This is a genomic window from Burkholderia sp. HI4860, from assembly GCF_002223045.2.
Classification (GTDB): Bacteria; Pseudomonadota; Gammaproteobacteria; order Burkholderiales; family Burkholderiaceae; genus Burkholderia.
Genome location: NZ_NKFO02000001.1, coordinates 934149 through 955634 on the forward strand (window position 1 = coordinate 934149; position 21486 = coordinate 955634).

The window sequence follows — 21486 nt, forward strand, 5'->3', positions numbered from 1 at the left end:
ACCTGCCGGCCACGATACCGGCAGGCATGCTTGCGGCCAGTGAATCAGGCTGCCTGATAAAGGCGGCCGTTCGGACGACACCTTGCGCGCTGCTTCGCCACTGGCCGGCGACGGCGCGCGGCGGCCGTTAGCGGGCCGACCGACTACAAGACATGGGACTGGAGACAGGATGAACACTTACGTTACCGAAAAACCCACGGTCGCGACCACGCTCGCACTGTGTTTCGCGATCGCTCTCCTCGAGGGGCTCGACCTGCAGTCGGTCGGCGTCGCCGCGCCGCGCATGGCGCGCGAATTCGGGCTGTCCGTATCGCAGATGGGCATCGCATTCAGCGCCGGCACCTTCGGGCTGCTGCCGGGCGCGATGCTCGGCGGGCGGCTCGCCGACCGGATCGGCCGCAAGCGCGTGCTGATCGCATCGGTCGTGCTGTTCGGGCTGCTGTCGATCGCCACCGCGCAGGTATCGACGTTCGCGATGCTCGTCGTCGTGCGCGTGCTGACCGGCATCGGTCTCGGCGGCGCGATGCCGAACCTGATCGCGCTGTCGTCCGAAGCGGTCGAGCCGCGCTCGCGCAGCAGTGCGGTGGCGACGATGTACTGCGGGATCCCGTTCGGCGGCGTGATCGCGTCGGTGATCGGCGTGCTGCTCGCCGGCGACACCGAATGGCGGCACATCTTCTACGTCGGCGGCGTGGGGCCGCTGCTGCTCGTGCCGCTGCTCGTGTGGTTCCTGCCGGAATCGCGTGCGTATCTCGACGTAGCGGGCACGCAGGCCGCGCGCACCAGCGTCGCACGCACGCTGTTCGGCGACGGCCGCACGACGTCGACGGTCGCGCTGTGGGTCAGCTACTTCTGCACGCTGATCGTCCTCTACTTCCTGCTGAACTGGCTGCCGTCGCTGATGGCCTCGCGCGGGCTCGATCGCGCACACGTCGGCCTCGTGCAGATCGCGTTCAACGTCGGCGCGGGGCTCGGTGCGCTCGGCATCGGTGCGGCACTCGACCGGATGCGCGCGTCGCGCGTGGTCGGCGGCATGTACGTGGGGATCGTGCTGTCGCTCGCCGCGCTCGCGGCCGCGCCAGGCTTCGCGTCGCTCGCGGCGGCAGCGTTCGCGGCCGGGATGTTCGTCGTCGGCGGGCAGTCGGTGCTGTACGCGCTCGCGGCGATCTACTACCCGACCGCGATGCGCGGCACGGGTGTCGGCGCGGCGGTGGCCGTCGGCCGGCTCGGCTCCGTCGTCGGGCCGCTCGCGGCCGCGACGCTGCTGGCCGCCGGCCGCAGCGCGCCGGTCGTGATCGGCGCGAGCATCCCCGTCACGCTCGTCGCGGCCTTCGCTGCGTTCGTGCTGATTCGCCGCCCGCAGGCGGGCGACTGATGGTTCGATTTTTTCAATGCGCGCCGTCAGAGCGCGCTTACTCAAGGTCTGGAGACGCAACGATGAAGACGAAGACAAGGAACGGCCTGCTGGCCGCCGGCGCGTGCTGCGCGCTCGCCGCGCCCGGTGCGCATGCGCAGTCGAGCGTGACGCTATACGGGATCATCGATACGGGCGTCGAATACGTGTCGCACGCGAACGCGGCAGGCGACCACGTCGTGCGGATGCCGGGCGTGACGGGCGAGCTGCCGTCGCGCTGGGGGCTGCGCGGCACCGAGGATCTCGGCGGCGGCTATCAGGCGGTGTTCACGCTCGAAAGCGGCTTCAACGTGCGCGGCGGCGATCTCGGCCAGGGCGGCCGGTTGTTCGGGCGCCAGGCGTTCGTCGGGCTGAAGAGCGGCTTCGGCACGCTCGCGTTCGGCCGTCAGTACACGATGACCTATCTCGCGCTGCAGGGCGCGGACATCATCGGCCCCGACATCTACGGGCTCGGCTCGTTCGACGCGTACGTGCCGAACGGCCGCGCCGACAACGCGGTGACCTACGTCGGCGCGTATCGCGGCGTGACGTTCGGCGCCGCGTATTCGTTCGGCCGCGACGGCGCGGGCACCGGCAACTCGCCGGGGCAGGGCACGTGCGCGGGGCAAGTGCCGGGCGACGCGGTGCAGTGCCGCAACTGGTCGGTGATGCTCAAGTACGACAGCGCGTACTTCGGTGCGGCGGCGTCGTACGAGGAACAGCGCGGCGGCACCGGCGCGGCCGCGAACTTCTTCGACGGCGTGGCGCCCGTTCCGTTCACCAGCAGCGGCGGCAAGGACGCGCGCACGCACGTGAGCGCGTATGCGCAGGCCGCCGGCGCGAAGATCGGCGCGGGCTGGATCGGGCGGCGCGTGTCGACCGGTTCGCCGGCCGCGGCCGGCGCGCATTCGGATTTGTTCTTCGTCGGCGCGTCGTATGCGGTGAAGCCCGATTTCGTCGTCGACGGCGAAGGCTACCGGATCGTCAACAGCGCGCACGACACGCGCGCGACGATGGCCACGCTGCGCGCGACCTATCTGCTGACGAAGCGCACGGCGGTCTACGCGCAATCGTCGTATCTGTGGAACAGCGCGCATGCGCGCTACTCGGTCAGCGGCGGCGGGCCCGGCACGACACCCGGCGAAGGGATGGGGCAGCTCGGCGCGATGGTCGGCGTGCGGCACATGTTCTGATTCACCGGCGTGACGAACCGAACGGGAGTTATCTTGAACAGGAAATCTGCATTCCTCTGTATTGCGCCGCTGTCCGCCGCCGCGATGCTCGCCGGTTGCGGCGGCGACGATTCGGTGAATTCCGCACCGACGCACCTGAGCGCCGCGACACCGGCCGCGATGGCGCAGACCTGCGACGCGCTCGCCGCGAAGCTCGCGTATGCGAACACGTCGTTCACGTCGGTGACGACCGCGGCTGCCGGCGCGCTCACGGTGGCCGGCAAGCCGATCGCCGAGCACTGCGTGATCGAAGGGAAGATGAACGAGCGCGTGAGCACGGTCGACGGCAAGACCTATGCGATCGGCTTCGAAATGCGCTTGCCGAAGGCGTGGAACGGCCGCTTCTTCTACCAGGCGAACGGCGGCCTCGACGGCAACGTCGTGACCGCGACCGGCGAGATCGGCGGCGGCGGGCCGCTGACCGACGCGCTGAACCAGGGCTTCGCGGTGATCAGCTCGGATTCCGGGCACAGCGCCGCGCAGAACCCGCTGTTCGGCCTCGATCCGCAGGCGCGCATCGACTACGGCTACGGCGCAGTCGATGCGCTCACGCCGATGGCCAAGCAGGTGATCCGGCTCGCGTACGGCAAGGCGCCCGATCGCAGCTATTTCGGCGGCTGCTCGAACGGCGGCCGTCACGCGATGGTCACGGCGGTGCGCAACCCGGCGGACTACGACGGCATCATCGCGGGCGATCCGGGCTTTCATCTGCCGAAGGCGGCGATCGGCGAAATGTACGGCGCGCAGCAGTTCGCGAAGATCGCATCGGCGACCGGCTCGAACGGGCTGCCGGATATCCGCAGCGGCTTCACCGACGCGGAGCGGCAGTTCGTCGGCGCGAAGATCCTCGAGAAATGCGATGCGCTCGACGGCGCGGCAGACGGGATGGTGCAGGACGTCGCCGCGTGCCAGGCGCACTTCAGCGTCGATGCGGACATTCCGACCTGCGCGAACGGCACGCGCACCGGTGCGTGCCTGACGACCGCGCAGAAGACCGCGCTCGAGAACGTGTTCACGGGCGCACGCAACAGCGCGGGCACGGCGCTCTACGCGGGCTTTCCGTACGATCCGGGCATCGCCGGCGGCGGCTGGGCCGCATGGAAGCAGTCGAATTCGATCACGCTCGACCCGGCCGCGATGGCGTTCACGTTCATGTCGCCGCCGAAAACCGCCGCGGCGCTCGCGAACCTGCCCGGTTTCGCGCTCGGCTTCGACATGGACAACGACGCGCCGGCGATCTTCGCGACCAGCGGCGTGTACACGCAATCCGCGTGGACGTTCATGACGCCGCCCGACGAGACCAACCTGTCCGCGCTGAAGACGCGCGGGGCGAAGCTGCTGGTCTATCACGGCACCGGCGACCCGGTGTTCTCGTTCGACGATACGCGCGACTGGTACTCGCGGGTTGCGCAGGCGAACGGCGGCGATGCGTCGGATTTCGCGCGCTTCTATCCGGTGCCGGGGATGAACCACTGCTCGGGCGGGCCGGCGGCCGACCAGTTCGACCTGCTGACGCCGCTCGTCGCGTGGGTCGAGCAAGGGCAGGCGCCCGGTGCGGTGGTGGCCACCGCGCGCGATGCGACGAACGTGGTGCCGAATGCGGACGTGCCGGCGTCATGGGGTGCGGGGCGTACGCGGCCGCTGTGCCCGTACCCGCAGGTGGCGCGCTACAACGGATCGGGCGACGTGAATTCGGCGGCGAGCTTCAGTTGTCGCTGACGTAGCCGTCGATGGGAGGCGGCCGGCGCATGCATTCGTGCGCCGGTCGCCTCATGTGTGCAACCACTCACTTACTCGGCCGGTTCGACCGGCACCTCGAGCCCGACCTTCACGCGGCTCATGCTCACCAGCGTCTTGAACCGCTTCACGTTGTTGTTCGCGAAGAACAGCTCGCGCGTGAGCGCGTTGTACTGATCCATGTTGCGCACGGCCAGGATCAGCACGAAATCCCATTCCCCCGTCACGTAGTAGCACTGCTGGATCTGCGGGCAGCGCTCGAAGGTGCGCTTCATCGCGTCGAGCTGGTCGATCTGCTCGCTTTCGACCTCGACGTTGACGACGATCGTCAGCGGATGATCGACCTTGTCCGGCGCGACGACAGCGGTATAGCGCTCGATCACGCCTTCGTCCGCGAGACGTTTCAGGCGCCGGTTCACGGCCGCGGTCGACAGGTTGACGCGCGCGCCGAGCTCGCTTTGCGGCGTTTGCGCGTCGCGCTGGATTTCCATCAGCAGCTTGCGATCGAACGCATCGAGTGGAGTGGTCATGATGGCGCGTGAAGCCTCGGAAGAATGAGAAATTTTTGCGTGGCGGCCGCCGATTTGGCGATTTTATTGACCGGTATGCGCAATATTATTTTTCGAACCGGCGGCGCGTGCAACCCGTGCGCGCCGACCCGAACCGACTCACGGAGCGCTGCCCCCATGCTGATCGCCAACCCCCGCGCCTCGCGCACCGCCTATCCCCACGCACTGCGCCGCGTGATGAACATCGCATCGGCCGACGAAAGCGGCGCGTGGTTGTCGCACTGGCCGCTCGTCGGCAACCTGCGCACGCCGCTGCGCGCGCTGCCGGATCTCGCCGCACGGCTGGGCGTCGCGAGCGTCAGCGTGAAGGACGAGTCGTGCCGCTCGCCGCTCGGCAGTTTCAAGGCGCTCGGCGCGCCGATCGCGCTCGTGCGGCTCGTGAAGCGGCTGCGACGCACGCAGGATCTCGATCCGCAAGGGCTCGTCACCGGCCGCTACGCGGCAGAACTGGCCGACCTGACGGTGATCAGCGCGACCGACGGCAATCACGGCCGCGCGCTGGCCGCCGCCGCGCGTGCGATCGGCTGCGGGTGCGTGATCGTGCTGCACGCGAACGTCGACGCGGAGCGCGAACGCGCGATCTCCGCGTACGGCGCGCGGATCGTGCGCATCGAGGGGAACTACGACGAGTCGGTCGTCTGCGCGGCGCAGCTCGCGCAGGCGAACGGCTGGTATGTCGTGTCCGATACGTCGTACGACGGCTACGAAGCGATTCCGCGCGACGTGATGCAAGGCTATGGCGTGATCGCCGCCGAGGCGGCCGCGCAGGCGGCTGAGGACGACGGGCGGCCATTCACGCACGTGCTGCTGCAAGGCGGCGTGGGCGGCCTCGCCGCGGGTGTCGCGAGTTACCTGTGGGAGCGCGACGGCGTGCAGCGGCCGCGTTTCATCGTCGTCGAGCCGCACCAGGCCGACTGCCTGTACCAGAGTGCGCTCGCGGGGCGCGCGTCCAGGGCGACCGGCAGCGTCGATTCCGTGATGGCCGGCCTCGCGTGCGGCGAGGCGTCGCCGCTGGCATGGGACTTCCTCGAGATGTGCATCGACTACTTCATGCTGATCGACGACGAAGACGCGGTGCAGACGATGCGCGGCCTCGCGGCCGGCAGTGAACGCGACGTGCCGCTCGTGGCGGGCGAATCGGGCGCGGCCGGCGTCGCGGGGCTCGAGGTGCTGATGCGCGACCCGGCGCTCGCGCGGCAGGTGGGGCTCGATGCGCATTCGCGCGTGCTGGCGATCAATACGGAAGGCGCGACGGCGCCGTCCGTGTACCGGAACTGCGTCGGCGAAACGGCCGATGCCGTGCTCGCGCGGCAGCGCGCCTGGCTGGACCGCACGGCAGTGGCGGCCTGAACGACATCCCGACCGATCCCGATCGATCCCGATCGACTACGACTGACGAGGCCAACGCGATGGACGCAACCGAAGAAAGCACGCTGCAGGGGCAACTGAAGGCCTGGCGCCGCCACTTGCACCAGCATCCGGAGACGGGTTTCGAAGAGGTGAACACGTCGGACTACGTCGCGCGCATCCTGACGACGCTCGGGCTCGACGTGCATCGCGGGATCGGCGGCACGGGGCTCGTCGCGAACCTGACGGCCGGCACCGGCAAGCGCGCGATCGGCATCCGCGCGGACATGGACGCGCTGAACATCGCCGAGCACGCGCCGGGCCGCGAACATGCATCGCGCACGCCCGGCAAGATGCATGCGTGCGGGCACGACGGCCACATGTCGATGGTGCTCGGCGCTGCGCAGCTGCTGGCCGAGCGCAAGGATTTCGACGGCACCGTGCGTTTCATCTTCCAGCCGGCCGAGGAGCATGGCCGCGGCGCGAAAGCGATGATGGCCGACGGGCTGTTCGAGCGCTTTCCGGTCGACGCGATCTTCGGCGCGCACAACATGCCGGGGATGCGCGCGGGCACGTTCTCGACGCGTGCGGGCGGCATCATGGCGAGCGAGGACAACTTCGTGATCCGAATTGACGGGCGCGGCACGCACGCGGCGCGCCCGCACATGGGCATCGATCCGATCGTGATCGGCGCGCAGGTCGTGCTCGCGCTGCAGACGATCGTGTCGCGCAATCTCGATCCGGGCCAGCAGGCCGTGATCTCGTGCACGGAGTTCATCACCGACGGGCTGCGCAACGTGCTGCCGTCGACGGTGACGATCAAGGGCGATACGCGCAGCTACTCGCGCGACGTGCAGGCGCTGCTGGCCACGCGGATGCGCGAGATCAGCGAAGGAATCTGCCGCACGCACGGCGCGACCTGCGCGTTCGAGTACACGCACGAGTTCGCGCCGACGGTGAATTCGCCGGAATGGGTCGACACGGCCGTGCGGGCTGCGGCGCACGTGGCGGGCGCGGAGAACGTGGATGCGAACGTCCAGCCGATGATGATCTCGGAAGACTTCGGCGCGTTCCTGCAGGCGGTGCCCGGCAACTTCGTCTTCATCGGCAACGGGGAGGCGGCAGGGCGCGGCGGCGTGCCGCTGCATAACGCGGGCTATGACTTCAACGACGAGATCCTGTCGATCGGCGCGCGGTATTTCGCGGAAGTGGCGCGGCGGGCGTTGAAGGCGGCGTAGCGCATCGCTGCATGATGCGGATGCGACGGGAAACGGCTCGCTGTGCGGCGGTCCGTTTCACTGTCAGGCGACACGAGCGACGCCGCAGCCGCAGGCAACACATCGTGGCCGCGCTCGCGCGATGTGTTGCCTACCGCGAATGTCACTGCATCACACCAGTTCGCCCAGACACGCGTCGAACTGCGCGACGAGCCGGTCGACATCATCGGCCGTCGTCTGCGGACACACGAGCATCATGTTGTGGAACGGCGTGATCAGCACGCCGCGATTCAGCAGGTACAGGTGCACGATGTGCTCGAGTTCGCTGTCGAGCTGCGCGCCGGCGATCGTGCCGTTGCGCGGCGGCGTGGGGGCGAACTGGAACTCGGTGCGCGCGCCGATGCGCGTCACGCACCACGGCAGTTCGTGTTTCGCGATCGCCTGCTCGAGCCCCGTCGCCAGCCGCGCGGCGAGTTCGAACATATGCGCATAGGCCGCGTCGGTCGCGACTTCGGCGAGCGTCGCGCGCATCGCATGCATCGCGAGCATGTTCGCGGTGAGTGTCGTACCGATCCCCGAATGGCCGGGCGGCGCGTTCAGCTTCGCCTGCTTCGCGCGTTCCGCGAATTCGGCGCTGAACCCGTACACCGCGCACGGCACGCCGCCCGCGATCGGCTTGCCGACCACCAGCATGTCCGGCTCCAGATCGTGTGCGACCGCATAACCGCCCGGGCCGCTGCTGATCGTGTGCGTCTCGTCGATCACGAGCAGCGTGCCGTAGCGGCGGGTCAGTTCACGGGCCGCCTCCCAGAAGCCCGGATCGGGCAGCACCATCCCGATGTTCGTCATCGCGGGCTCGGCGAGCACGCAGGCGACATCGCCGCCTTTCAGCGCTGCTTCGAGCGCGGCGAGGTCGTTGAATTCGACGACGCGCGTGTTCGCGAGCAGGTCGTACGACTGCCCGAGCAGGCTGTCGCGCTGCACGGGGCGGCCATCGACGAGATCGACGAACACGTCGTCGACCGTGCCGTGATAGCAGCCGTTGAACACCACGATCGTGTTGCGACCGGTGGCCGCGCGCGCCCAGCGCAGCACGAAGCGGTTCGCGTCGCTCGCGCTCAATGCGAACTGCCAGACCGGCAGACGGAAGCGGCGCGCGAGTTCGCGCGACACCCACGCGGCATCCTCGCTCGGCAGCATCGTCGTGTAGCCGCGCGTGGCCTGCTCGATGAGTGCCCGCGCGACGGGTTCGGGCGCATGGCCGAACATCGCACCGGTGTCGCCGAGGCAGAAGTCGGCGTAGCGGTGGCCGTCGACGTCGGTGAAGGTCGCGCCGCGCGCTTCTTTCACGTACAGCGAGAACGGCGTCGACCAGTCCTGCATCCAGTGCAACGGCACGCCGAACAGCAAGTGCTCGGACGCTTCCGCGGACAGGGCGCGGGAGACCGGCATGGCTTCGGTGAATGCGCGGCGCTCGCGATCGAACAGCGCGCGGGCGCGGATGAGGTCGACTCCGTGGCGGGAAGGCAAAGGCAGCTCCTGGGCTGTGAGGATGACGAAGACGATAGCGCGGAGCGCGGGGGGCTGAATAGAGGCGGAATTACCGAGGCGGACGCAGGTGTTCGGACGCGGCGATTCAATGATGCGCACGTTGACATGCGAGCAGCACGACGACCCGGCTCAGGTTTCCATTCGATGCAATTTGATTGAGAGATAGCATAGGTAAATAAAAAACGGAAATCGGCATAAAGGTTTCCATGTATTTGATTCCGGTTTTTCGCAACCTATCGTTGACGCATGTCGTTGCGTGAATATGTCCACATGGCTAGGTGAATATTGCCTTACGGGAGGGTGGCGGCAGGGTGGGCAGGCCGGCGAAAGGGCATTGCCGGCCCCATGCGCGCAATGGCGTAAATGGCATTCCACGGGGATATTGCATTCAAATTTCGAGATACTGGAATATCGAATTTGAATGGAATGGACGGAATGTTTTGTCCGAAGCGAACCGCTAATGGGCGGCGTTCGGATTTCACGAAACGGCCTGAATACGGAATAGAAAAATGAAGATCGGCAAATACATCATCGCGGCGGGCGCATGCATTGCATTCACCGGCATCGCCCAGGCGGGCCCGACGTCGCCGCACGCCGTCGTCAAGACGATCCGGCTGACGGCGCACATTGGCGACAGCCTGTTCGTGTCGACCTCGGGCGGTGCGGCCGCCTATGGCGTGGTCGAGCTGAATGCGACGGACGGCTCGCCGCAGACGTTCGGCGCAACGCTGCCGATCCGCGTCTACACGACGAATCCCGACGTCCGCGTCGCGCTGCTGCAGCCGCTGAGGCTGTCGAACGGCCGCTACGACATGACTGACGCGAAGGTCGTGCTGGCGGACAAGGCCGGCGGCGCGGACATCGCGCACGACGGCGCGCGTACGCTCACCCTGGTCAAGCCCGGCATCAATGGCTACGACGAAACCCGCGACCTGACGATCAGTGCCAATGCGCCGGCTACGCGCGGGGCAGCCGGGGTCAACGGAAGCTACCGGGGCGATCTGGTGCTGATGTTCGAACCGGTCGCGTCGGCGGGGGACGATACGGTACCGGGCGGCAGGGTGGCAGCGGTAGACAAGTAAGGATCTGGCCGGCCGGGGTTGCTGCAATAAAAGTTTTTGCGCATAAACCGACAGCGGCACGACTGGCCGCTGTCGTATTGCATGGAAAGTTAGTGGGCGCTCACACTTGGGCCGTTTCGGTCGGCGTGCGTTCGAGGCCGGTTCATGGTGTGCCGACGTCGCTGCGAATGACGGGAGCGTCGACGCGCGGTGCCGGTGAGTGGGTGCTCGCTTGGCGGTGCCTGGCGCTTCCCGTTCGCAGCAGCGGCACGCTACGCCAGCGTCTTGACCATGTGGTGTTCGTCGTAGAACCGCCCGTCGACGAACATCGAGCGCGGTTCCGTCCCGAACCGCACGAACCCCTGCGACGCATACAGCCGCTCCGCGGTGGCGTTGACCTCGTTCACGCACAGCGTCAGCTGCTTGCAGTCCCATTCCCGCGCCGCGTGCGCGGTCGCGCTCTCGAGCAGTGTTTGCGCGATGCCTCGCCCGCGATACGCGGGATCGACGAACACGCCCCAGATCGTCGCCTTGTGGGCGATCTTCACGCGCGCATCGCGGCGTACGCCCGTGATGCCGACGAGCGTATCGCCGTCGAACGCACCGTACACCGCACGTTCACGGGTCGGCGTGATGCGCGTCGCGAATTCGTCGACCGGCACCTGCGATTCTTCGTCGAGCGTCGGCAGGAAGGAGGTGGGGGCGGTGTCGACCGCACGCAGGCGAACGGTCTGGAAACGGGCGGCGTCGGCCGCATCGAGCAGGCGGGTGGTGATCGTCATCGGGAGCGTTCCGGTTGAAGGTCGTGCATGCCGGCGCGAGCCGCTGGGGCCGCAGGATGCATCGTCCTTATCGTAATAGGAATCCCGGTGTTGCGCGGTGGCGTTCGGCACCGCCGCGTGATCGCATTCAGACCGTCAGACGTCAGATCGCGTCGCGCGGCCGCCTGGCATCGCCGTCGACGCAGCACGCGAGCACCTCGGCATCGGTGTCGCCGAGGCTCAGGTACACGTGCCCGACCGCGCTGTCGAAATACAGGCTGTCGCCGGTGCCAAGCCGGTACGTATGGCCGTTCTCGAAGCGCAGCTCCAGCTCGCCGCTCAGCACGAACACGAACTCCTCGCCGCTGTGCCGGATGTAGTCGGCGAAGTCCGACAGCTTGCGCGCATGAATGCGCCCGCGCACGGGCACCATTCGCTTGCCGGTCAGGTCGTTCGCGAGCATCCCGTACGCGTAGTTCGGCGTGTCGTACACCATCTGCTGGCCGGCCGGCGTGAACGACGGCGTCATCGCGCCGGCGGGCGCCGGGCGGCCGAACATCGTGTCGAAGTCGAGCGCGAGCGCATGCGTGAGCGCCGCGAACTTGTCGTAGGTGAGCGCGATGTCGCCGCGCTCGGCCTTCGAAATCGTCGACACCGCGATACCGGAGCGCTCGGACAGTTGCGCGAGCGTCAGGCCGCGCGACTTGCGCGCGTCGCGCAGCCGCGCGCCGACCGTCTGGTGGTCGAGCTGCGGCGCGGCGTCGGTGGGCGGCGGAACGGGGACGGTGGATTTGGGCATGCGGATACGGGGCGCGGCGTCCGTGACGTGAATACGGGTTTTGTCGTATACGAGAATAAATTTTCTCGTATATGATAATTTTCGTCGAAATCGCCGACGGTGGGCGTGACGGCCACTCTAGCATCGGACGGCGCGAAACTCGCGGAGCCGGTGCGGCCGGCGTGAACGACGCGTATGCGTATCGGCACAGCTCGCCCGTGCGGCGGCTGCCCGACGATTCCGCACACGCCAGCGGCTTTCCCAGCCATTTATTTACCCGGCCGGTCGCGGCCGGCCTTGCGAAGGTGCAAACCATCATGTCCAGTGAAATCCAACGTCTGCAGACGGGCGCACGCATGAGCCAGGTCGTGATCGCGAACGGCTTCGTCCACCTGGCCGGCCAGGTGCCCGATACGGCCGGCGCGCCGATCGCCGTGCAGGCGACCGAAATCCTCACGCGCATCGACGCGCTGCTCGCATTGGCCGGCATCGACAAGACGCGCGTGCTGACGGCCAACATATGGCTCAGCGATGCCGCGCACTTCGACGCGTTCAATGCGGCGTGGGACGCCTGGGTGCCGGCCGGCCACGCGCCGACCCGCGCCTGTGTGCAGGCGTTGCTGATGAAACCCGGTCTCGACGTCGAGATCGCCGTGACCGCGCTCGCCTGACGCCGGCACCGCCCCGCCCGAGGAATTCCCGATGACATTCGACACGCTCGTCCTGGGCGGCGGCATGATCGGCGTGTCCGTTGCCGTGCACCTGCAACAGCGCGGCCTGTCGGTCGCGCTCGTCGACCGCAAGGCGCCCGGCAACGAGACGTCGCTCGGCAACGCCGGGCTGATCCAGCGCGAAGGCGTGTATCCGTATGCGTTTCCGCGCGGCTTCGGCACGCTGCTGAAATACGCGTGCAACCGCTCGCCCGACGTCCGCTATCACGTCGGCGCGCTGCCGAAACTGATTCCGTTCCTGTACCGCTACTGGCGCAATTCCCATCCGGCGCGTCATGCGGAGATCGCGCGCGCGTATGCGCCGCTGATCGAATACTGCGTGACCGAGCATCGCGCGCTGATCGAAGCGTCCGGCGCCGGCGCATTGCTGCGCGAAGGCGGGTGGCTGAAGGTGTTCCGCACGGCCGCGACGCGCGATGCGGAAACGCGCGCCGCCGAGCGCTGGCGCGCCGAATACGGCGTGACCTTCGACGCGCTCGATGCAGCCGCGCTGCGCGACGCCGAGCCGAACCTGAGCCGCGCGCTGGTCGGCGCGCTGCGCTACACGGGCTCCGATTCGATCAGCGATCCGAATGCGCTCGTGACCGCGTATGCGCGCCACTTCGAGCAGCTCGGCGGCCGCATCCTGATCGGCGACGCGCTGACGCTGTCGGCCGCGAACGGCTGGCGCGTCGACACCGCGCAAGGCCCGGTCGACGCGCGCGCGGCGGTCGTCGCGCTCGGGCCGTGGTCGGACCTGCTGTGCGAACGGCTCGGCTACACGCTGCCGCTCGCGGTCAAGCGCGGCTATCACATGCACTACGCGGCGCAGCCGGGCGCGCGGCTGAACGGGCCTGTGCTCGATGCCGACAGCGGCTTCCTGATCACGCCGATGACGCGCGGCATCCGCCTGACGACCGGCGTCGAGCTCGGGCTTTGCGATACGCCGCCGACGCCCACCCAGCTCGCCGCCGTCGAACCGGTCGCGCGCGAGCTGTTTCCGCTCGGCGCGCGCGTCGACGGCGCGCCGTGGCTCGGCCGCCGGCCGTGCACGCCCGACATGCTGCCCGTCATTGGCGCGGCGCCGCGCCACCGCGATCTGTGGTTCGCGTTCGGGCATGCGCATCACGGCTTCACGCTCGGCCCCGTGACCGGCCGGCTGATCGCCGACCTGATGACCGGCACGCAGCCGTTCGTCGACCCGACGCCGTTTCGCGTCGAACGCTTTCTGCACGGCCGCTGAACCGGCGACCGTGCGCTGCAGCAGGGCGGCCGGCACACGACGCCGGCCGCTCCATCCAGCGGTAGGCCAACCCGGCTCGCCGCGACGATCAACGACTGGAGACAACATGCAACAGCACACGATGCGGCGCGAACTCGGCGCGCGCCAGATCTCGTTCATGGCCCTCGGCATGGCCATCGGCGTCGGCCTGTTCCTCGGCTCGGCGTCCGCGATCAAGGCGGCCGGGCCCGGCGCGCTCGTCGCCTACCTGATCGGCGGCGCGATGATTTTCCTGATCATGCGCGCGCTCGGCGAGATGGCCGTGCACCGGCCGGTGTCCGGCTCGTTCGGTGCGTGTGCGTTCGAATACGTCGGGCCGTTCGCCGGCTACGTGGTCGGCTGGAGCTACTGGCTGCTGATGGTCGGCGTCGGCGTCGCGGAGACGACCGCCATCGGCATCTACATGGGTTTCTGGTTTCCGGACGTGCGCAGTGGCTGTGGGTCGTAGCGGCGATCGCCGCGATCTCGGCGTTCAACCTGCTCAACGTGAAGGTGTACGGCGAACTGGAGTTCTGGTTCGCGATCGTGAAGGTCGTGACGATCGTGCTGATGATCGCGGGCGGCGCGCTGATCGTGTTCACCGGGATCGGCCATGGCGGCGAGCCCGTCGGCCTGTCGAACCTGTGGCGCCACGGCGGCGTGTTTCCGCACGGCGTGCTCGGGGTCGTGAGCGCGCTGCCGATCGTCGCGTATTCGTTCGCGGGCGTCGAGATGATCGGCCTTACCGCCGGCGAGGCGCGCGAGCCGCAGAAGATGATCCCGCGCGCGATCAACTCGGTGCTGTGGCGCATCCTGATCTTCTACGTCGGCGCGCTGTTCATCATCATGGCGCTGTATCCGTGGCACGAGCTCGGCGAGCATGGCAGCCCGTTCGTGACGACGTTCGAATCGCTCGGGCTGAGGCAGGCGGCCGGCATCGTCAACTTCGTGGTCGTGACGGCTGCGTTGTCGAGCTTCAACTGCATCGTGTTCAGCGGCGCGCGGATGCTGTCGAGCATGGCCGGCAACGGCCTCGCGCCCGCGTCGTTCGCGGCGCTGAGCGCAAGCGGATCGCCGTCGCGCGCGGTGCGGGCGACCGTGCTGTTCATGTCGGTCGGCGTGGTGCTGAACTATGTGATTCCGGCGCGCGTGTTCGGCTGGCTGATGTCGTTCCTGTCGTTCGACGTGACCGTGATCTGGGCGATGATCGTGCTGACCCACATGCGGTTCCGGCGCGCGCTGGCCGCGCGCGGCGAGACGGTGGCGTTCCGCTTGCCGTACGCGTCGGTCACGTCGTGGATCTGCCTCGTGTTCGTCGCGTTCGTGTTCGTGATGCTCGGCGTCGACCCGACGACGCGCGGGTCGCTGTACGCCGGCGCGGCGGTGATGGCGCTGATGGCGATCATCTACCGGCGTTCGCGGCACCTGCAGGCGGCTGCGCGGTCGACGCGTGTCGGGCTCGGCGTCGAGCGCGTTTGATGGCGATGCGCTGAGTCGCGGCTGTGGGTGCGGGGGAGTGGCCGTGCGATGGCGCGCGTTGAAGACGGGTGCAAAGGCGCCGCGGCAGTGTCGGCGGCGCGTCATGCGCGCCGCGCGGGCACGAAGAATGAGGGTGACGTGAAGCAGGCGCGCCGTCGCGCCGAACCGGTGCCCGACGTCGAACGCGCGACGATGCGCCCGATCAGCTCAGGCGCACCGCAAGCGAATCAGTAACGCGCCAATTGATTGCCGTTGATCTGCACGCGATCGCCCGGACGCAGGTTGCCCGGCGACTGCACGTCGAACGAGCGCATCGTGCCGTCGCTGACCTGCACGTCGATCCGGTAGCTGCTCGGGCCTTGCGCGGCGCCCATCTGCTGGCCGATCTGGTTGCCGGCCACCGCACCGCCGAGCGCACCGATCACGGTGGCCGCATCGCGGCCGTGACCGCGGCCGAACTGGTTGCCGACCAGGCCGCCGACCAGCGCACCGACGACGGTGCCGGCGACGCCCGACGGGCCGACCGAGCCGTTGACCGGCTGGATGTTCGAGACCGTGCCGTATTGCGTGCCGTAGCCGTTGCCGTACTGCTGCTGATTGCCGTACTGGTCATACGGCTGCGACCCGTATTGCTGCGGGTTGCCGTACTGATCGTACGGCTGCGGCGCCTGGTTCGGATACGGCTGTTGCTGCTGCACGTAGCCCGGTTGCGAATACGCGGGCTGCGCGTAGCCGGGCGCCGCGTATTGCTGCTGTTGCGGATACCCCGGCTGCGCGCCGTAGTAACCCGGCGCGACGCAGGCGGTCAGCGGAAGCGCCGCGACGGCGACGAGCGAGGCGAACAGAACGGTCTTCGTGGAAGGCATGTGCATCATGATGATTCCTGCATCGGCAACGGGTTCGCCGACGAATGCCGGAACGGGTGGCGAACTCGGCGTGAGTATAAGGAATGGCCGGAGGCGCGTCCGGTGCGGCCGGGTAACAACGTGTAAAGTCTGTTGCCGCGTAAATCGCCTCGCCGGCGGGGCGCGGCAGCGACGCCCGGCAAGGGCGCGACGCGGCTTCCCGACGCCCGCCTTCCGGCGATGCCGATGCCGCGCGGTCGTCGGTTTTTCCGTCACATTTCCCGCGATCCCGCCCCATCGCCGTGCCGGGCCCGGCGGCCGCGCGCGCCGCGCATCGCGAAATCGAATGCGCGGCATCGCGACATTTAATTGGCCTCGGGCGACGGCGTCCGATATCGTGGCCGGATTCCCTGCCAACGGTCGCGCCGTGCCGGCTGCAGTGCCTTCCCCTGTCCGCGCCGGTGACGTGCCGCGACCGCCCCACATTCCGAGCCATGACCGATCGTCTCTTCATCAACGCCGTCGACACCGGCGGCCAGCCCATCCAACTCGTCGTCCGTGACGGCCGCTTTGCCGCGATCGGCGCCGCTTGCGCCGCCGCGCCCGGCGCGAAAACGATCGACCTCGACGGCCGCGTCGTGCTGCCCGGCTTCGTCGACGGCCACATCCACCTCGACAAGAGCTTCGTCGGCGATCGCTGGGTGCCGCACGAACCGGTCGGCACGCTGCGCGAGCGGCTCGCGGTCGAGAAGCGCCAGCTCGCGGCCGCGCCGCCGATCGTCGAGCGCGCGAATGCGCTGATCGCGCAGGCCGCCGCCTTCGGCACGGTCGCGATGCGCAGCCACGTCGACGTCGATGCGACCACCGGCCTGTCGAACCTGCAGGCCGTGATGGCCGCGCGCGAGCAATGGCGCGGCATCGTCGATATCGAACTCGTCGCGTTCCCGCAGGCCGGCGTCGTCACGTGTCCCGGCACCGCCGAGATTCTCGATGCAGCCGTGCGCGAAGGCGCGGACGTGGTCGGCGGGATCGACCCGACGACGCTCGACGGCGATGCGGACGGCCAGCTCGACATCGTGTTCGGCATCGCTGAGAAGCGGGGCGCGAAGATCGACATCCACCTGCACGAGCCCGGTGAAACGGGCATCGCGCAGTTGCTGCGGATCGCGGCGCGCACGCGTGCGGCGGGGCTCGGCGGCCGCGTGAACGTGAGCCATGCGTACGCGCTCGGCCAGGTGAGCGATGACGACGTGCAGCGCACCGCGGCGGCACTGGCCGACGCCGGCGTGTCGATCCTGACGAATGCGCCGGGCGACTGCGCGTTTCCTCCGGTGCAAGCGCTGCGCGACGCGGGCGTGCACGTGTTCGCGGGCAACGACAACATCCGTGACGCCTGGTGGCCGTACGGCAACGGCGACATGCTGCAGCGCGCGATGATGGTCGGCTACCGGTCGGGTTTCTACACCGACGAAGCGCTCGGCATCGCGCTGGACATGGCGACGCACGCCGGCGCACGCGCAATCGGAAAGGACAACTATGGAATCGCAGTCGGCTGCGATGCGACGTTCGTCGCGGTGCGCGCGCCGAATGCGGCGGCGGCCGTCGCGGGCGTGCCGGCCGAGCGCTGGGTGTTCCGTCGCGGCGAAAGCGACACCGGCGCACCGTTCGCTCCCGCGCTGCGCTTCACGCGCTGACCGACCTGACCGGCGGCATGGCATGCGCCGTGCCACCTTCGCACTGACCGCACTGACCGCACTGACCGACCTCACCGGAACCGACATGACGAACCTGCTGATCCGCAACGTCCGCCCGAACGCCGATGCCGCGCTCGACATCCTGATCGAAGGCGATCGCATCGTGCGCGTCGGCCCGTCGCTCGACGCGCCCGCCGGCTGCGCGATCGAGGACGGTGCGGGCGCGCTCGCGCTGCCCGGCCTCGTCGAAGGCCACACGCACCTCGACAAGACGCACTGGGGGATGCCGTGGTATCGCAACCAGGTCGGGCCGCGCCTCGTCGACCGGATCGAGAACGAGCGCCACTATCGCGCGACGAGCGGCCATGACGCCGGCGCCGCGTCGCTCGCGCTGGCGCGTGCGTTCCTCGCGGCCGGCACGACGCGCATCCGCACGCACGTCGACATCGATACCGAAGCCGGGCTGCGGCATCTGCACGGCGTGCTCGCGACGCGCGAGACGCTGCGCGGGGAAGTCGAGATCCAGATTGTCGCGTTTCCGCAATCGGGCGTGCTCAAGCGGCCGGGCACCGCTGCGCTGCTGTCCGAAGCGCTGGCCGCCGGGGCCGATCTGCTCGGCGGGCTCGACCCGTGCGCGATCGAAGGCGATCCGGTCGAGGCGGTGGACGTGCTGTTCGCGATCGCCGAGCGCCACGGCCGCGGGCTCGACCTTCATCTGCACGAACGCGGATCGATGGGCGCGTACTCGCTCGACCTGATCCTGCAGCGCACGGCTACGCACGGCATGCAGGGCAAGGTGACGATCAGCCACGGGTTCTGTCTCGGCGATATCGCCGACCGCGAGCGCGATGCGCTGCTCGCGCGGATGGCCGAACTCGGCGTCGGGCTCGTCACGACCGCGCCCGCGGCGGTGCCCGTTCCGCCGGTGGCCGCGTGTCGCGCGGCGGGCGTGACGGTCATCGGCGGCAACGACGGCGTGCGCGATACGTGGACGCCGTATGGGTCGCCCGACATGCTCGAACGCGCGATGCTGATCGGCATGCGCAACGATTTCCGCCGCGACGATGCGCTCGAGGTCGCGCTCGACTGCGTGACGCACGGCGCGGCGCGCGGTTGCGGTTTCGACGGTTACGGGCTGCAGCCGGGCAGCCGCGCGGACGTCGTGCTGGTCGACGCGCTGACGTTCGCCGAGGCCGTCGTTGCGCGGCCGGTGCGGCGGCTCGTCGTGTCGTCGGGGAAGATCGTCGCGCGCAACGGCGCGCTGGTCTGAGTGAAGCGTGAGCGCAGCGTCGCCCCGGTATGATCGGGTTTTCAGCGGGATTTCCCGGGAGACGACGATGCGACGCACGACAGCGGCACGGGCCGCACGATGGATGGCGGCGGCCCTGTTCGCCGTGACCACCGCGCACGCGGTGGCGGCCGGGTCAACGGACGCGCAGCAGGAAGCCAACCGGCGGACGGTGCTCGCGTTCTACGAAAAAGGCTTGAACGAGAAGGATGCCGACGCCGCGCTCGCGTACGTCGGCGATCGCTACGTGCAGCACAACCCGAACGCGGCCGACGGCCGCGACGGCTTCCGCAAGTTCGTTGCGTTCCTGCGCGACAAGTATCCGCAGTCGCACAGCGAGATCAAGCGCTCGTTCGTCGACGGCGACTACGTGATCCTGCACGTGCATGCGGTGCGCGAACCCGGCACGCGCGGCAGCGCGATCATGGACATCTTCAAGCTCGAGAACGGCAAGATCGTCGAGCATTGGGACGTCAATCAACCCGTACCCGAGCAGACCGCGAACGGGAACACGATGTTCTGACGGGGGGCGGGCGCGCGGGCGTGTCGACGTGCCCGCGGTCTCGTTGCATCGGCCGTGCCGCGGCGTCCTTCATATTGCCGCCGCATCCCGCCTGCTCGCTACTCCTCCAACTCCAGCATCGTCGCCAGCGCCTTCGTCAGTTCGCTGACCATCGGGTCGGCCGTCGGCCGATGCAGGATCGCGATGTCCATGTGCTCGATCGGCGCGAAACCCTGCTTCGCGGTCAGCACGACGTGCTCGTCCGTCACCACGCGCGCGGGCAGCACGCTGATGCCGAGCCCGTCCGCGACGGCAGCCTGGATGCCGCTCAGGCTCGACGTCGTGAAGCTGATCCGCCAGCGGCGGCCGCGCTCCTCGATCGCCTTGATCATGTCGTCGCGATAGAGCCCGCGCGGCGGGAAGACGACGATCGGCACCGGGTCGAGATCGATCGTCGGATGCTTCGCGCTGTCGATCCAGCGCAGCTTCTCGGGCCAGCGCACGACGGCCTCGCGGCTGTCGCGCCGCTGCTTGATCAGCACGAGATCGAGCTCGCCGCGGTCGTATGCCGCGCTGATGTCCCGGCTCAGCCCGCACGTCACTTCGAGCTTCACCTGCGGATGCGCGCGCTTGAACGCCGCGAGCGCATGCGTCGTGCGGCCTGCCGCGAAATCGTCGGGCACGCCGAGCCGGATCGTCAGCGCGACCGTGGCGCCCGACAGCGCTTCGAGCATCTCGTCGTTTAGCGCGATCATGCGCCGCGCATAGCTGAGCACCGTCACGCCCGCGTCGGTCGGCCGCACGTCGCGCGTGCCGCGGTCGAGCAGGCGGTGCCCGGCGATTTCCTCGAGCCGGCGCACCTTCTGGCTGACCGTCGACTGCGTCGAATGCAGGCGCGCGGACGCCGTCGTGAAGCTGCCGCAGTCGGCGACCATCACGAGCGCGCGCAGCAGGTCGAGGTCGAACAGGGGTCTATTCATTTATGCACTTCTGCGGATTCGAACATTTCATTTCCAAATGCGTTCGACGACTTTTAACATGGCCGGACGCCACGGGCAATCGCGGTTTCGCCGGACGCGGCGTGGCGTCGCGCGGTGCCAGGGTGGTGCGTGACGCATTGCAGCGGCCGCGTATCGGCGTGTGCGACACGCAAGGAGGAAACGGGATGTTGTTCAAACGGATCGCGATCATCGCCTCGTTTGCGTTGACCACGCTTACGTCGGCGGTGGCCGCCGCCGACGGCGGCGCGCTCGAAGGTCGGCTGCGCCGCGCGGCCGATCGCGGCGATGCGGGCGAAGTGCGCACGCTGCTCGAGCGCGGCGCGCAGATCGATTCACGCGACGAGCAGGGCCGCACGGCGCTTCTGATCGCGACGCACGGCAATCATGTCGATGCGGCGCGCGTGCTGATCGACGCGGGCGCGGACATCAACGCGAAGGATGCGAGCCAGGACAGCCCGTACCTGTATGCCGGTGCGCGCGGCCATCTCGACATCCTGCGGATGACGCTCGCGCATGGCGCCGACCTGCGCAGCACGAACCGCTATCGCGGCACCGCGCTGATTCCGGCGGCGGAGCGCGGGCATGTCGATACGGTGCGCACGTTGATCGATGCGGGCGTGGATGTCGACCACGTGAACCGGCTCGGCTGGACCGCGCTGCTGGAGGCGATCATGCTCGGCGACGGCAGCGAGCGTTATGTGCGGATCGTTCAACTGCTCGTGGACGGGCACGCGAACGTCAATCTGGCCGATTCCAGCGGCGAGACGCCGCTGCAGCATGCGCGCAGCCGAGGGTATGCGCGGATCGAGCGGATTCTGGTGGCGGCGGGAGGGCGGTAGGTATCAGTGGAGGGTACGATTTGCGCGTGAGTACGCCGTTGGTACTCGGTCGATCCACCGCAGCCGAGGCGACAATCCTATTCGCTTTCATGCGAGCTTTGTATGCAACACACGTCAATTGGACGAGTCTGATTTTTATTGTTTCGTAGTGTTTAAGAAACGTTTGTCGTTTTGTAACGCTTTGCTTTAGGCGCCTCGGGTTATGGTTCGTCGGTCGAATT

General features: G+C 68.4%; 18 protein-coding genes and 1 pseudogene. 13 read left to right on the plus strand and 6 right to left on the minus strand.

What is annotated here, in order from left to right:
• The first annotated feature begins 169 nt into the window (after positions 1–169).
• The 3 genes from mhpT (at position 170) to CFB34_RS04230 (ending at position 4344) form a co-directional block, all read left to right on the plus strand.
• The gene (mhpT, locus tag CFB34_RS04220; RefSeq protein WP_089441354.1) at positions 170–1375 is read left to right on the plus strand and encodes a 3-(3-hydroxy-phenyl)propionate transporter MhpT; all 1206 of its coding nucleotides are present in this window, start codon (positions 170–172) and stop codon (positions 1373–1375) included.
• Positions 1376–1437: 62 nt separating this feature from the next.
• Positions 1438–2586, plus strand: coding sequence for a porin (locus CFB34_RS04225; protein WP_089441355.1), 1149 nt, complete (start codon positions 1438–1440; stop codon positions 2584–2586).
• A gap of 33 nt (positions 2587–2619) precedes the next feature.
• Positions 2620–4344: a tannase/feruloyl esterase family alpha/beta hydrolase gene (locus CFB34_RS04230; protein ID WP_089441356.1), complete on the plus strand. Its 1725-nt coding sequence runs from the start codon at positions 2620–2622 to the stop codon at positions 4342–4344.
• Between the two features lie 71 nt (positions 4345–4415).
• On the opposite strand, the gene CFB34_RS04235 is transcribed toward CFB34_RS04230, so the two are convergent.
• On the minus strand, positions 4416–4892 hold the full coding sequence (locus CFB34_RS04235; RefSeq protein WP_089441357.1) for an Lrp/AsnC family transcriptional regulator: 477 nt from the start codon (positions 4890–4892) through the stop codon (positions 4416–4418).
• 156 nt (positions 4893–5048) lie between these two features.
• Here CFB34_RS04235 and CFB34_RS04240 point away from each other — a divergent pair, with 156 nt between their 5' ends.
• Both CFB34_RS04240 and CFB34_RS04245 read left to right on the plus strand, forming a co-directional pair.
• On the plus strand, positions 5049–6281 hold the full coding sequence (locus tag CFB34_RS04240; protein ID WP_089441358.1) for a diaminopropionate ammonia-lyase: 1233 nt from the start codon (positions 5049–5051) through the stop codon (positions 6279–6281).
• Positions 6282–6340: 59 nt separating this feature from the next.
• The gene (locus tag CFB34_RS04245) at positions 6341–7516 is read left to right on the plus strand and encodes a M20 aminoacylase family protein (protein ID WP_089441359.1); all 1176 of its coding nucleotides are present in this window, start codon (positions 6341–6343) and stop codon (positions 7514–7516) included.
• 150 nt (positions 7517–7666) lie between these two features.
• Here the strand turns inward: CFB34_RS04245 and CFB34_RS04250 are convergent, their stop codons facing one another.
• Positions 7667–9025, minus strand: a complete 1359-nt coding sequence (locus CFB34_RS04250) for an aspartate aminotransferase family protein (protein ID WP_089441360.1) — start codon at positions 9023–9025, stop codon at positions 7667–7669.
• Between the two features lie 530 nt (positions 9026–9555).
• Here CFB34_RS04250 and CFB34_RS04255 point away from each other — a divergent pair.
• The gene (locus CFB34_RS04255; protein ID WP_089441361.1) at positions 9556–10128 is read left to right on the plus strand and encodes a fimbrial assembly protein; all 573 of its coding nucleotides are present in this window, start codon (positions 9556–9558) and stop codon (positions 10126–10128) included.
• A gap of 251 nt (positions 10129–10379) precedes the next feature.
• On the opposite strand, the gene CFB34_RS04260 is transcribed toward CFB34_RS04255, so the two are convergent.
• Both CFB34_RS04260 and CFB34_RS04265 read right to left on the minus strand, forming a co-directional pair.
• Positions 10380–10889 (minus strand): GNAT family N-acetyltransferase, encoded by a 510-nt coding sequence (locus CFB34_RS04260; protein ID WP_089441362.1) that lies wholly within the window; start codon positions 10887–10889, stop codon positions 10380–10382.
• A 142-nt stretch (positions 10890–11031) separates the two neighbouring features.
• On the minus strand, positions 11032–11667 hold the full coding sequence (locus CFB34_RS04265) for an XRE family transcriptional regulator (protein ID WP_089441363.1): 636 nt from the start codon (positions 11665–11667) through the stop codon (positions 11032–11034).
• A 296-nt stretch (positions 11668–11963) separates the two neighbouring features.
• On the opposite strand from CFB34_RS04265, the gene CFB34_RS04270 reads away from it, so the two are divergent.
• The 3 genes and pseudogenes from CFB34_RS04270 to CFB34_RS04280 all read left to right on the plus strand — a co-directional run bounded on the left by CFB34_RS04270 (position 11964) and on the right by CFB34_RS04280 (position 15096).
• Positions 11964–12317: a RidA family protein gene (locus CFB34_RS04270; RefSeq protein WP_089441372.1), complete on the plus strand. Its 354-nt coding sequence runs from the start codon at positions 11964–11966 to the stop codon at positions 12315–12317.
• Between the two features lie 31 nt (positions 12318–12348).
• On the plus strand, positions 12349–13599 hold the full coding sequence (locus CFB34_RS04275) for an FAD-binding oxidoreductase (RefSeq protein ID WP_089441364.1): 1251 nt from the start codon (positions 12349–12351) through the stop codon (positions 13597–13599).
• A gap of 169 nt (positions 13600–13768) precedes the next feature.
• Positions 13769–15096, plus strand: a pseudogene (locus CFB34_RS04280) (amino acid permease).
• A gap of 227 nt (positions 15097–15323) precedes the next feature.
• On the opposite strand, the gene CFB34_RS04285 reads toward CFB34_RS04280, so the two are convergent.
• A complete protein-coding gene (locus CFB34_RS04285; protein WP_089441366.1) occupies positions 15324–15971 on the minus strand; it encodes a glycine zipper 2TM domain-containing protein in 648 nt (215 codons plus the stop codon).
• Positions 15972–16435: 464 nt separating this feature from the next.
• Here CFB34_RS04285 and CFB34_RS04290 point away from each other — a divergent pair, with 464 nt between their 5' ends.
• The 3 genes from CFB34_RS04290 (at position 16436) to CFB34_RS04300 (ending at position 19446) form a co-directional block, all read left to right on the plus strand.
• Positions 16436–17635, plus strand: a complete 1200-nt coding sequence (locus CFB34_RS04290; protein WP_089441367.1) for an amidohydrolase family protein — start codon at positions 16436–16438, stop codon at positions 17633–17635.
• Positions 17636–17720: 85 nt separating this feature from the next.
• Positions 17721–18905 carry an amidohydrolase family protein gene (locus CFB34_RS04295; protein WP_089441373.1) on the plus strand — a complete coding sequence of 395 codons (1185 nt, stop codon included), beginning with the start codon at positions 17721–17723 and terminating at the stop codon, positions 18903–18905.
• Positions 18906–18972: 67 nt separating this feature from the next.
• The gene (locus tag CFB34_RS04300) at positions 18973–19446 is read left to right on the plus strand and encodes a nuclear transport factor 2 family protein (RefSeq protein ID WP_089441368.1); all 474 of its coding nucleotides are present in this window, start codon (positions 18973–18975) and stop codon (positions 19444–19446) included.
• A gap of 98 nt (positions 19447–19544) precedes the next feature.
• On the opposite strand, the gene CFB34_RS04305 is transcribed toward CFB34_RS04300, so the two are convergent.
• Complete coding sequence (locus CFB34_RS04305; protein ID WP_069252751.1) at positions 19545–20405, minus strand: LysR family transcriptional regulator; 861 nt, start codon at positions 20403–20405, stop codon at positions 19545–19547.
• Positions 20406–20590: 185 nt separating this feature from the next.
• On the opposite strand from CFB34_RS04305, the gene CFB34_RS04310 reads away from it, so the two are divergent.
• The gene (locus tag CFB34_RS04310; protein ID WP_089441369.1) at positions 20591–21265 is read left to right on the plus strand and encodes an ankyrin repeat domain-containing protein; all 675 of its coding nucleotides are present in this window, start codon (positions 20591–20593) and stop codon (positions 21263–21265) included.
• Positions 21266–21486 lie beyond the last annotated feature (221 nt).